Raw genomic sequence first — 12,594 nt, 5'->3', positions numbered from 1 at the left:
TTTAGTGAGTAAATGGTGGAGCTTTGAGTACGGTTCCGGGGGAGAGCACATGGGGATCTTTACCAATCACGTCGATATTGTGTTGCCACCATTGACGCCAGCGTAGGTCGATCTGTGGAAGCGTTGACTCCGATCCCAGCTCTTGATGAGCAATATCCCACAGGCTGTCGCCTGTCTGTACTACGAACGTGGGCTCTTCGGGGCTGCGGTCCGGATTTGGTGTCGCAATATACGGGGATGGCACCGGCTTTTGTGGCAGGTATATCCCGGGCAGACCCGGCTTCGTTGTCTCTTGATCTTCGGTGTCTCGCATAGGGTCTTGAGGTACAGGAATTGTGGTCGTCTGACGTGGAGTGGGTTGAACAGGGATTTCGGTACCGTTCGAGCTCCCTGTAGCCTCGGGTACAACATCAGGTTCGAGCTGACTTGATTTCCGCGGTTGAGGGGCAGCCGCCGGCGATTGCGTGTCAGGGACGGCCGTAGTAGGTGCCTTTGAAGTTGCTGACCTGGGAGAGGGCTCGTCGGATGACTGTTTAGCCGCGGGTGACGAATGCGCCTGCTCGTCCGTGGCAGCTGACATTTCGGCAAGCTCTGGCATGAACGGGTTGTCCGCGATCGTTGACGCGATCTCGGTGGGTTCCGGGGTGGTCGCTTCAGTTGCAAATGCCTGCGAACTAAAAGTGAGCTGGATCCCGATGACAGAGACGATGATCCGTTGCAGGAATTTCGGGGTAAACAGACCCGACCAATACCCGACTACCTTATTTTTAGTTTTGACGGCAATAGCAAATCCAAGTCCGGCAAGGAGAAAAATCCCCCATATCGTGCAGAGCCCGATGCCCAAAAATCCACACAACAACGCGATCCAGTACTCCATCGTTTGGACTGACGTTGCCGCAGGGTTGTGTTGCCACGTTTGAGCTATCCACAACAGCAGCGGTCCGGCAAGGGATCCCAGCACAGCCAGCACAATATCTTCAAACTGGGCTGAATGCTGCCGAGGTGTTGCACTGTATTTACGCATGCGTCTCCTGGTTCAAAGTTCTTCCTAACAATGAACGTAGCTTTGCACACATGTTATTTGGTTGTCAACGGATAACTTAGAAATCGTTTGATATTGTTTGATGCACTTTGATTCTCGGGGTGTGATTGTGCGTCAAATTTCGTTGAGCGTTTGCCGTATGGGCAAGCGACATTCAGATGCTGCAATCTCGTCCAGGCGGCTTTATGGTGATTCCATGCGATGGAATGATCTCTTTGCCGATTTAGAAGCCCAGCTAGAGTTTGGGCGATGGCAGTCTGCAGAGCAGGATGCTGCGGAACTGACCAGGGGCATGTGGGCTGAGCTGAGCCTGATGGATAGATTGCGCGGGGCTCTAGGGCAGCAGGTCCGTGTGGTGCTGCAGGATGGTCGAATTCAAGTACTGCAGTTGCGTTCTGTTGGCCCCACCTGGGTCGGGGGCCACGCGGAATCAGGGGCGGTGCTTATCAGCCGCGACGCTATCTTGGGGGTTGAAGGTCATCTTCAGCGCGCTACCGTTCCGTCACGCCCATTGCAGGCAGGCCCCAGTATGGCGTCAATTTATCGTTCGCTTGGTCGTCGCCGAGAAGCCTTGCAGGTGCTGGGGCGACACGGGGACGTCGTTGCCGAGGGCACAATCGACAGGGTCGGCAAGGATCACTTCGACGTAGCGATGCATGCTCGTGACGAATTTAGGCGTGCTGCCGTTGTGCAGGGGGTCCGAGTCGTACCTTTTGAGGCGGTCTTGCTGGTGCGAGCGTCTCCGATGAGCCTCAACGATATGTAACCGCCGATGTCGCAGGTTACTGATGTTGCTCGTCGCGTTGTTGATCTGTCTCGACAACGCGCTGACGCTGTTCGTCATGTAGGTGTTCGATAAAATCTTCGAATTTTTGTGAGTCAACGCGCCATTGGCCTCTGCCGCCGATCTGAAATGCTTCGAGTTCGCCCTTGAGAACCATGGTGCGAACAGCGGCGGTCGAGATTTGGAGTTCTTCTGCAACATCCGTCAGGGTCAGAAAGCGGGGCATTGCAGCTCCTAATGATCGGAAAACTTGATAGGTTTTGTTGCTCTTAGGTTACTCTAGATGCATATTGTTCACAAGTGCATTCATGTGCATAACCCTGATCATCACGCGGTTTTTCTGCATGTTCGGTCTAGCTGGGCGAATCAGGCCTTTCGTTCTTGCGTGCAATGCGCCACAGTAGATGCTGGAAACTCACACCGAGGAATAGCACATGAACAAAGAACCAGTAGAAGCATCTCGTATTCGGGCACCCGGCTGGCGGGACCCACGGCTGATCGTAGGCATCATTCTTGTCTTACTTTCAATCACAGGCGTGGTTGCACTCATTCAAGCCATGGACGCCCGAGAGGGCTATTGGGCGGCATCCGTGGACATTGTTCCGGGCGCTGAAGTCAGTGCGGAAGATTTTCATATCGTACAAGCCAGCATGTCTGAGTCATCAGATCGATACTGGATAGCAGACGATCAATTACCGTCCAAATTTCTTGTCTCGTCCACGATCAGACAGGGTGAAATGTTGCCCGTCCAAGACGTTTCAAACTCGGACCCAGACGGGCGCCAACAAGTTGGCGTTCGCGTTTCGAAGGATATGCCCTCGGCGGTTTCCACTGGTTCCAGGGCGGACGCCTGGGTGGCACTGGCAAGTGCTGACGGTCGTGGTTTCGAAGAACCGACGAAACTTATTAGCAACGCTGAAGTAGTCGGCATGAACGATAACTCGTCGGCCTTTGCGGCGGCTGAAACGACCACAGTCTATTTGATGCTTTCCGAGGAAGCATTGCCCACTGTGCTTGATGCGCAGGCCAACGGGGCACAGATTTCGCTTGTACCAACAACTGTCGGTAAGTAGCGCATGATGCAAACACTCAATGTTGCGACAACTATTAATCCGCGTTTTGATCATGTCACACCGATCGAAGCAACCCGCTCGAGCGTGACCATTAGCCACCGTTGCCATGTGATTGCAGAGCTCATGGCAGTGGCTCGGTCTGGTCTTGTTGACGTTGTGTTGGTGGCCAACGACCTTGAAATGGTCAGTTTAGAGACCTTGCAACAGTTAGCAGACGGTGATGGATACGGCCCTAAGGTGGCCGCGATCAGCGATGTGACTGAAGACCGTCAACGCCTTAGCACTTTAGGTATTCCAGTGGCCTCACCGAACTGGTCAGGTACGGAACTTGTGCAATGGCTCCAGGAAGCGCACCGGTCGGTTGCATCCGTAGAGATTTCGGCAGAACTCAGCCCAGAGGATTTACGTTTCCTGAAAGACGTGGATCCGGACCACAATTCGACGATGGTGGCCGAAACCATTGATCACCACAGCAGGGGCCGACGTACGGGGCGTCGAGCTGCGCCTTATGACCCCGCCCAAGATCTCCCAACCGCTTCGTTGTCTGAAACACCCACCAACGATTCTGTCGAACAAATACCTTGCGACTTATCAGCATCGCCCGTTCTAGCGATACGTGAGGAACCGGATGATGCGTCCGAGGCTTCTCATCAGACGGTTGACGACGGCGTCATAGCAGCTGAAATGTCCGAAGTTGAACACGGGCCGCTGGGGCATGTGACGGCAGTATGGGGCCCGATAGGCTCTCCTGGCGTAACCACGATCGCTGTGAATCTGGCTGTGGAATCGGCCTTGGCCGGTTACCGAACCTTGCTTATCGACGCTGACACTTACGGGGCCGCAATTGCGGTCCACCTCGGTTTACTGGATGATACTGCAGCTATCGCGCAGGCTTGTCGTGCAGCGGAACACAACGGCATCGATGCATCATCGTTGGCCAATTTCGCTCAACATGTCACGGTGGACGGCACCAGATTAGACGTCATCACGGGTCTGACTCGGGCCGAACGTTGGCCACAATTGCGTGCTGCCGCATGGACACAGGTGTTACTGGCGGCACGGGCTGGTTGGGACCAGATTATTATTGACTGCGGTTTTGGCCTGGAAGAAGACGAAGAGCTCAGCTTTGATATACCGGCGCCACAGCGCAACGCGACGACTGTGACCGCGGTGCGCACCGCTGACAGCGTCATGGCGGTGGGGACCGGCGATCCCGTGGGTTTCGTTCGGTTTATGAAAGGGTTAGAACTCCTAACAGAAACCAGTCAAACGTCGGTCGTACCTGTCATGAATAAAGTTACTGCCTTGGCGTCCGGAGTCGGCCCAAAACACCAGCTGACTGGAGTATGGGAACGCTTCGGGCCTTCCAATGCACTGGAACATTTCATTCCTTGGGCACCGGAAATCGTGTCTACGGCACTGCTAGCAGGCAAAACACTCGCCGAGTCTGCCCCGAAATCTGAACTGCGCCACGGTATTCGAAAGCTCATGCTCGCCTGTGCACCGACACCGGCACCGTCCTCCGCCGTTAAAACACCGAACGCAAAGGCCACGACCGCTCGGGTGCGTCAGGCAGTTACAACATTCAAGCAGCGCCTAACACGGAGTCGGTGATTGTCCGGCCTGTGACCCTTGCTCCTCAACCCTGTTGTCTGATGAGCTGGAGGAGCTAATGTGTGGTGTGGCGGCAATGGCGCCGCCGGTGAGTACTTTTTCGCACAAAGGAAGATGCATAATGCCTGCAAATGATCCGTTGTGGACAGCGCCGTCCACAGGTAGCCAACTTCAAGCCACCAATGAACTCATGGAAGTCTATTTCCGGCACATATCTCCAGAAGACCAACGTGAGCTTGGCGAAGGAGGCCGAAAAGCCATGGTGCAGTCGCACCTGGAACTGGCCGTTGAAGCTGCCGGCGAGCCCAAAATTGGCATCGTGAGACAACCCCGGTATGCAGTGGTGCAAGTCGTGCATCCAGATATCAGGTTCCTGGTGGATTCCGTATCGGCGGAGCTGAATAAGATGGACGTGCCGATGTCGGTGATCGTCCATCCCATTGTGGTGGCACACCACGCTCAAAAGGACCAACGGTTAACTGCAATCTTCGAACTCCCAGCACACCAGCCCCGACTTTCCGGTGATGCTGTCATGCCGCTGGAGCACATTCCAGCTGCTCCAGAGGGACAGCACGCCGAACTGCAATCCTGGATATCGATCCAAACGGGCGTGCCATTGGAAGCCGACCAAGCAGCAAACCTCGAAGCTGCTGTTGAGGCAGCCTTGGCTGATGTGCGTTCGGCCAATGAAGACTTTGAACTGCTCAAAGAAGCTGCAACCCAAACTGCCGAAGCACTCCGTTCCGAGGCACCGCCCACAGCCAGGGGGGTGGAGCCCGCGGCTGAACTGCTTGAGTGGATGCACGCCGACAATTTCGTGTTTCTTGGCTACCGCGAATACGACTTGGCTACAAATGGCGATGGCAAACAATACTTGGACGCCAACCGTGAGACCGGACTCGGGGTGCTCCGAGAACAAACTTCGACGGCCCGCCCGCTCACAGAACTCGGGCAACAGCAGATCGACAATCCCAATCCGCTGATCATTACGAAGACGAATTCCCGGTCTCGGGTCTACCGCAATGCGTACATGGATTTCATCGCAGCGAAAAAGTATGACGACCAAGGCACCGTAGTCGGGGAACGCCGTTTCCTCGGTCTCTGGCGGCCCACCCTTGAGGCACTCCCCATAGACCAGGTTCCTTATGCGCGTGAACTGGCCATACAGGTTCGTGAAGAGGCCGGCTTTGCATTTGACTCACACTCTGCTGCCGCGTTAGATCACGAGTTGGATCGTTACCCACTCGATGAGATGCTACAGATGGAACCCAGAGAAATTTTGGACACGATGCTGGGCATCCTCGGTCTGGGACAGCGCCGCAAAACCAGGCTCTTTTTACGTCCCGATATATACGGACGGTTCATGACCGCCATGGTATTTCTGCCGCGCGATCGGTACAACACCTCGGTTCGATTGCGAATCCAAGACGTTCTAGTCCGCCATCTGAACGCAGAATCGCTAGATTACAGCGTCCACCTCGATGAATCAGTTCTGGCACGAGTGTTTTACCGGATTCAGCTGCCACAAGACTGGCAAGGCTACGACACGGTGGACCAAAACGTTATCGAGGACGAACTCGTGATGGCAGTGCGCTCCTGGAAAGAGGGCGTGGATATTCAGGCAGTCACCGTCTTTGGTGAGAACTCCGGAGTTGAAGCGGCTCAGGTGTGGGATGAAGCCTTCCCGCCGAACTATCGGGTGCGGTTTGGCATCGACGACGCGATGGAAGATATTTCGCGTTTCACCGCATTAGATGGCGATCGACCTGCCATTTATCTCGTGCCGCGTGAAACCGGTGTGCGCATGAAGATCTATTCCGCCACGTCGATCACTCTGACTACGCTGATGCCAATTCTCGGTGAACTCGGGGTCGAAGTAACTGACGAATACCCGTTCCACATTACTCCGCGAAACCGGGATACCTACCATCTCTACGACGTCGGTCTGCTGGCCGGCGATGACGTGAACATTAGCAGTGTTGGAAAACTACTCGAAGACACCGTGGCTGCGGCCATCGTGGGCGATATTGCGGCAGATTCATTCAACAAACTGGTCTTACATCAGGGTCTTGCCCCCAATCTTGTGGCTGTCCTACGCGCGTATGGTCACTACTTGCGACAACTGCAGTTACCGAACTCGTTGCAATTCATGGCAGAAGTCCTCTTAGCTAATCCAGCGGTCACCGCAGGGCTGGTCGAGTACTTCGAAACCCGATTCGATCCGAATATCGACGGGGTCGGTACAGAACCCGAAGGCCAGGCGTCTGCAGAACGTCTCGAAAAACTCGACGCTATCGTCGACTCGCTACATGAGCGAATCGATCAGGTGGCAACGCTTGACGCCGACCGACTGCTCCGGCATTATCTGACCGTCATGCAAGCCACCGACCGTACCAATGTCTACACGGGACACGGTTGGCACAGTTTCAAATTGGCACCGCAACGTATCCCGTTTGCGCCACACCCTCAGCCGCTCCATGAAATCTGGGTCCACTCACCAGAGATATCCGGCGTACACTTCCGGTTCGGCGCTATTGCCCGTGGTGGCCTGCGTTGGTCCGATCGACGCGAAGACTTCCGTACCGAAGTGCTCTCGCTCGTCCAAACACAGCAAACCAAAAACGCTGTCATTGTGCCCCAGGGTGCCAAAGGCGGCTTCTACGCTCACCAGCTTCCCGACCCCGCCGTGGACCGTAATGCCTGGATGGAAGCGGGCCGGGAAGCCTATCGGACTTTCATGCGGGGCATGTTGGACATCACCGACAATCAAAAAACCGTCGATGGCCAACGCATCATTCATACCCGTGACAACATTATCCGCTACGACGACGCAGATACCTACCTGGTGGTTGCAGCAGATAAGGGCACCGCGGGGTTCTCGGACACCGCTAATGAGATTGCCGCTGAATATGACCACTGGTTAGGTGATGCCTATGCTTCGGGTGGTTCGGTGGGTTATGACCATAAGAAAATGGGTATTACCGCTCGCGGTGCATTCGAATCCGTGAAATCCCACTTTGGCACCATGGGTGTCGACGTGGAGACCGAACCCTTCACCGTGGTCGGGATCGGAGACATGTCCGGCGATGTCTTTGGTAATGGCATGCGTCGCTCACGGCACACCAAACTGGTTGCAGCATTCAACCACCTACACATATTCATCGATCCAAACCCCGATCCCGATGTTGGCTTTGACGAACGCGAACGGCTCTACTTCAAGCCACGCTCAACATGGCGAGATTATGAGCCAGACCTCATCTCAGCCGGGGGCGGTGTCTTTGATCGATCGGCACGCTCAGTAGAAATCACCGAGCAGATGCAACAAGTCTTTGGTATTGCTGACGGCATCACTGAGATGACCCCAAATGAATTGCTCAAAACGGTGCTGCAGGCGCCCGTAGACCTGATCTACAACGGTGGTATTGGTACTTACATCAAGGCATCGGACGAAACTCACGATGACGTGGGGGACCGAGCCAATGACCCGATTCGCATCAATGGCGAACAAATCCAAGCCAAAGTAGTCGGCGAGGGTGGCAACCTCGGTGCCACCCAGGCGGGGCGTGTCGAAGCGGCACGCAACGGTGTCCTGATCAACATGGATGCCATCGACAACTCGGGTGGCGTCGACGCATCGGATCATGAAGTCAACATTAAGATCCTGATTGACACCATGTTGGCCGAAGGCGTCATTAACCAAGATGAGCGCTCTGACCTGCTGTTGTCCATGACCGATGAAGTCGCGGAGCTTGTGTTGGTTACGAACGTGGCACAAAATGCCCTGCTGCGTTTGGAAGAAGGATTAGAAGACGACTGGACCCCAACTTTGATACGTCACACTGCATGGCTAGAAGAGCATGCGGGACTCAACCGCGAACAAGAAGCCATTCCGAGTGAAGAAGAACTTCGTAAGCGATTGAACGATGGGGAAGGATTTGTCACCCCGGAACTGGCAATCTTGGCGTCGTACACCAAGATCCAGCTGATGCAGGACCTCTTGGACTCTCCACTGGTCGAAGACGAGTGGTTCAATGATTGGCTGTATGCCTACTTCCCACAAACACTGCAGCAGCGCGCCGGAGACACTGTGCTGCGCCACCCCCTGGCCCATGAGATTATCGCAATGCTAGTAGCCAACCATGTGATTGATACTGGCGGCATTACTACAGTATTCCGGGCACAGGAGGAAACCGGAGCAGACGTTCGAACCGTGGTTGAATCGTTCTTGGCTGCTCAAGAGATCTACTTGATCAACGAGTACCGCCGCGAGCTTGAAGCGCTTCCCAATTCCTTGGATGCAGATGTGCGGTGGGAAGCCGGTTATGGTTTGCGACGTCTGACCGACCGTCTTACCCGCTGGATTATTCATCATCAGCGCGCGGACCTGTTGATGGAGCAGCGTATCGAGGCCTATCAAGATCAGGTTCAAGCACTGCTGCCCACCTTGACGGATATGTTTATTGGTGAAACCAAGCAGCGTTTCGAAGACGATCGGGACCGATTGATCACAGCCGGGTTCTCTCAAGACCTGGCTGCCAGAAGCGCGAGAATCTTTGAAGCATATTCACTGCTGGACATCGTGGAATTGTCTGAGTCAATTGACGTCGATGCTCGACGAGTGGCCGGGATTTTCTTCGCACTGCATGAGGAATTTGGTGTCAGCAATCTCTTAGAACTCATCACTGGCCTCTCGCGGCATACACGCTGGGATTCACTGTCACGAGTCTCTATGCGTGAAGATCTCTACACCTGGTTGACTGAGCTCACGGGTGCCGTGGTCCTTACCGAAGGCAATGAAGAGATGAATGCCCAGGAAGCCCTCAAACATTGGGAAGCGGATCACGCGCGGCGTGTAGCTCGGGTCCGGACCTTCCTGGATGGCGTCTCCGAGCAACTGCACGAGCAAGCTGCCAGTCAGGGCGATACAGACTTATCAATGCTCACCGTCGTTCTGCGACGTCTGCGCACGCTTATCCTGTAACTGCGACATACCGTCGTCAAACCCGGGCGACGAGGTTACGCTACATATATGTACACCTCGTCTCCCGGGTCTTTGATTTTCGATCGGCACCGTCCAAGACTGGAACTCATCATCTCTGAATGGCAGATCGCTGCTGATCTGTCGTTCTGCGATATGGTCCTGTGGTACCCCAGTGGTGATTCGTATCTTGCTCACGCCCAGGCACGCCCGGTTACGGCACAAACCAGCCTGCCCCAAGATATGACCGGTGCCGGACCACCAGCGAACCTGCAGCCTGTCTTGGAACATGTTTTTACAGGTGGGCAACCTGTCGTCGCCAGCGATGAATATCCTTATGGACCACCGGGCATCGCGGCTTGGCCTGTTGTGTGGCAACACGAGACTATCGCGGTGGTAACCGTGCATCAAAACCTGGTCTCGCAACGGCACGCATCGCGCCTGGAAGAAATTTACCGGAAGTCTGCCAATGACCTATTTGTGATGATGGCAAATGGCGTATGGCCTGCGGAAGACTCAAAAGCCTCATCGACAAGTCACGGGAATCCTCGGGTAGGTGATGGTCTCGTGCGGATCGATGCATACGGCCTGGTCATTTATGCGTCGCCGAATGCAACTTCAGCGTTTCGGAAACTTGGAATCCGTGAATCGATGGACGGACGGCAGCTAGCACGTCTGGTCACCAATGAGCTAGACCAAGGCATGCCTATTAACGAAGCGATGCCGACGGTCTTGTTTGGGCGACAATCTGCTCGGGTGGATATCGAAACTCGAAAAGTTGTGCTCTCAGCCCGGTCAATTCCGCTTTTTGACGAGCACGGAACTCGATTTGCTGCCCTGGTTTTGCTTCGCGATATCACAGAAATTCGTCGTCGGGATGAGCAGCTCATTAGTAAAGACGCCACGATTCGCGAAATCCATCATCGTGTGAAAAACAACCTGCAAACAGTGGGCTCATTACTGCGAATGCAATCGCGCAGAATGCAGTCTGATGGCGCCCGGCATGCGCTGCTACAAGCAATGTCTCGGGTGGACGCCATTGCTCTGGTCCACGAGACGCTATCTCAAACCATGGACTCTACCGTTGATATGGACGATCTGCTGAACAGACAGTTCACAATGGCCGTTGATATCGCTGCTGAATCCAGGCCGTTGACAACGACCATAGACGGAAGCTTCGGTCAGTTGCCTGGGCAGCTGGCAACACCACTGGCGCTGGTGGTCAACGAACTGGCGACCAACGCTGTTGAGCATGGCACCGACGTTGCAGGGGGCAATATCCAACTGCTGGTCAAACGGTACCAACCATCAGGGCAGCCTCATCCATATCTCAAGGTGGAGGTAGTCGATGAAGGCATCGTTGACGTACCGGAGGCCGTGTACTCGATTGGTAGCGGTCTCGGCACTCAGATTATTCGTACACTGGTCGAATCAGATCTGCGGGGAACAATTACCTGGCAGCGAGAGCGACGCAATGCTGCGGGGGTTGCGGGGACCCGCGCCACGGTGCTGATCCCGTTAGACCATTAAACACCGATGGTGCTGCACAGATTGTGCAACACCTTCGGTTTTTTGAAAAGTATCTTAAGAAGCGCGACGTGCACGAGCCTTGCGGCGCTTCAGCGCGCGACGTTCGTCTTCGCTCATACCGCCCCAGACCCCTGAGTCTTGACCGGTATCGATAGCCCACTGCAAGCAGACCTCTTGCACCGGACATGTACGACAAATCGCCTTGGCTTCTTCTATCTGCAGTAATGCAGGTCCGGTGTTACCTACCGGAAAGAAGAGTTCCGGATCCTTATCAAGGCAGGCTGCGCGACTGCGCCAATCCATACTGATCGCTCCCTAAGAATACGCCGTGTCAGCGTCAATAAAAAGTGTGTACTCATCAGTAACTCCAAAACGTTCGACCCTATCGCAACGACGTTCTTGTGCACCCATGACAAAGTGAGTACTGATCTTCGTTAATGTGTTATGAACCAGCTTTTCACGGAGTGTGCACCTGTTCAAGAGCTTTTCCAAGAAATATCAACAAATCGGCGAGTCGTTAATCACATTGACGGGATCGTGGTCTCGCAATGATGCCACGATCACATATCGGCGCATATAGACGACTACGCTTGGACGGTACGTTCAATCGTTGGACATTCCAGTTTTTATCACGGAGTTACTTCATGCAACAGGCACCCCAAAGCGCTCGTCCGTCACCGGTCGTGATGCTTGTCGTGGCAGTGGTGGCTGGTCAAGCCATCGCATTAATCGTCAACGCCATTTTGACGATTATGGACCCCGACTCTCAGGAGCTGCCCCCGTCGGCGATGATCTTTTTGACGTTTTTATTTGTGCTGGGGGCAATTTGGCTGCTGGCAGCAGCAAGAGGCGTGTACCGGGGCAGAGCCTGGCCTCGCGGGGCTCTAGTGGTGGCAGAAGTGCTGGCGGTGATCGTATCCTTCACCTACCTGCAGATGGGCGACATATTGGTCGGCGTAGCCCTGTTGCTTTCAGGTGGGGTTGTCCTAGTGACGCTGTTTACTCCGGCGTTGAATAGTCACCTTGTCCAACGCCGGAATCGAAATATTGGTTAGTTGACGGCGCCGGTGTATTTTTCCCCGGGGCCTTGCCCTGGGGGATCTGGGACGATCGACTCGTCTCGGAACGCCAGCTGGAGAGACCGCAGTCCATCCCGAAGTGGGGCTGCGTGGGCTGAGCCCATATCTGGAGCGCCAGCAACAATGAGACCGGCCAAGGCGGTAATGAGCTTGCGGGCTTCATCGAGGTCAATGTGTTCGCGGGCATTGGGCATGTCGCCCAGGCCAACTTTAATGGCCGCAGCAGTCATGAGGTGCACTGCGGTAGTAGAGATGACCTCTGCTGCGGGAACTTCGTGAATTTCGCGAACTTGGCTCTCGACGTCATCGAGTCCGAATTCGTAGACGCCTTCTTGTGCATGATCATGTGGTTCAGTCATAGGTCCAAGCTTGGCATATGTTCACGTCACAAATCGCAGATATACGCATTTTTCGTGCTGAGAGTACTTCAACCTAAATTGCAGGGCTATTTCAAAGTCGTGCGTGGTGAGTAGGGAATTTTGGATGTGCTGAGG

10 protein-coding genes are annotated in these 12,594 nt (G+C 54.7%); 6 read left to right on the top strand and 4 right to left on the bottom strand.

What is annotated here, in order from left to right; genetic code table 11:
- Position 1: 1 nt before the first annotated feature.
- Entirely contained in the window at positions 2 to 1,024 is a 1,023-nt protein-coding gene (locus tag L0H14_RS03340; protein WP_301421386.1) for a LysM peptidoglycan-binding domain-containing protein, read from the bottom strand.
- A 214-nt stretch (positions 1,025 to 1,238) separates the two neighbouring features.
- Here L0H14_RS03340 and L0H14_RS03335 point away from each other — a divergent pair, with 214 nt between their 5' ends.
- Positions 1,239 to 1,808, top strand: coding sequence for a hypothetical protein (locus tag L0H14_RS03335; protein WP_301417508.1), 570 nt, complete (start codon positions 1,239 to 1,241; stop codon positions 1,806 to 1,808).
- A gap of 16 nt (positions 1,809 to 1,824) precedes the next feature.
- On the opposite strand, the gene L0H14_RS03330 is transcribed toward L0H14_RS03335, so the two are convergent.
- Entirely contained in the window at positions 1,825 to 2,052 is a 228-nt protein-coding gene (locus tag L0H14_RS03330) for a helix-turn-helix domain-containing protein (protein WP_301417506.1), read from the bottom strand.
- 208 nt (positions 2,053 to 2,260) lie between these two features.
- Here L0H14_RS03330 and L0H14_RS03325 point away from each other — a divergent pair, with 208 nt between their 5' ends.
- From L0H14_RS03325 to L0H14_RS03310, 4 genes are all read left to right on the top strand, one after another.
- A complete protein-coding gene (locus L0H14_RS03325; RefSeq protein WP_301417504.1) occupies positions 2,261 to 2,899 on the top strand; it encodes a flagellar biosynthesis protein FlgA in 639 nt (212 codons plus the stop codon).
- A gap of 3 nt (positions 2,900 to 2,902) precedes the next feature.
- A complete protein-coding gene (locus tag L0H14_RS03320; protein ID WP_301417502.1) occupies positions 2,903 to 4,513 on the top strand; it encodes a chromosome partitioning protein in 1,611 nt (536 codons plus the stop codon).
- Positions 4,514 to 4,634: 121 nt separating this feature from the next.
- The gene (locus tag L0H14_RS03315; RefSeq protein ID WP_301421385.1) at positions 4,635 to 9,494 is read left to right on the top strand and encodes an NAD-glutamate dehydrogenase domain-containing protein; all 4,860 of its coding nucleotides are present in this window, start codon (positions 4,635 to 4,637) and stop codon (positions 9,492 to 9,494) included.
- Between the two features lie 48 nt (positions 9,495 to 9,542).
- Positions 9,543 to 11,021: a sensor histidine kinase gene (locus tag L0H14_RS03310; protein WP_301419848.1), complete on the top strand. Its 1,479-nt coding sequence runs from the start codon at positions 9,543 to 9,545 to the stop codon at positions 11,019 to 11,021.
- A 54-nt stretch (positions 11,022 to 11,075) separates the two neighbouring features.
- Here L0H14_RS03310 and L0H14_RS03305 read toward each other — a convergent pair whose 3' ends face one another.
- Entirely contained in the window at positions 11,076 to 11,324 is a 249-nt protein-coding gene (locus L0H14_RS03305; RefSeq protein WP_301419846.1) for a WhiB family transcriptional regulator, read from the bottom strand.
- A 341-nt stretch (positions 11,325 to 11,665) separates the two neighbouring features.
- On the opposite strand from L0H14_RS03305, the gene L0H14_RS03300 reads away from it, so the two are divergent.
- Positions 11,666 to 12,076, top strand: a complete 411-nt coding sequence (locus L0H14_RS03300) for a hypothetical protein (RefSeq protein WP_301419844.1) — start codon at positions 11,666 to 11,668, stop codon at positions 12,074 to 12,076.
- Here the strand turns inward: L0H14_RS03300 and L0H14_RS03295 are convergent.
- A complete protein-coding gene (locus L0H14_RS03295) occupies positions 12,073 to 12,459 on the bottom strand; it encodes a DUF1844 domain-containing protein (protein ID WP_301419842.1) in 387 nt (128 codons plus the stop codon). The two genes, L0H14_RS03300 and L0H14_RS03295, sit on opposite strands and share 4 nt — an antisense overlap.
- Positions 12,460 to 12,594: the final 135 nt, after the last annotated feature.

The organism is Yaniella sp. (assembly GCF_030453185.1).
In the GTDB taxonomy this organism is placed as follows: domain Bacteria; phylum Actinomycetota; class Actinomycetes; order Actinomycetales; family Micrococcaceae; genus Yaniella.
Note: the sequence above shows the minus strand (reverse complement) of the source record. Positions and strands in the feature narration are given on the sequence as shown.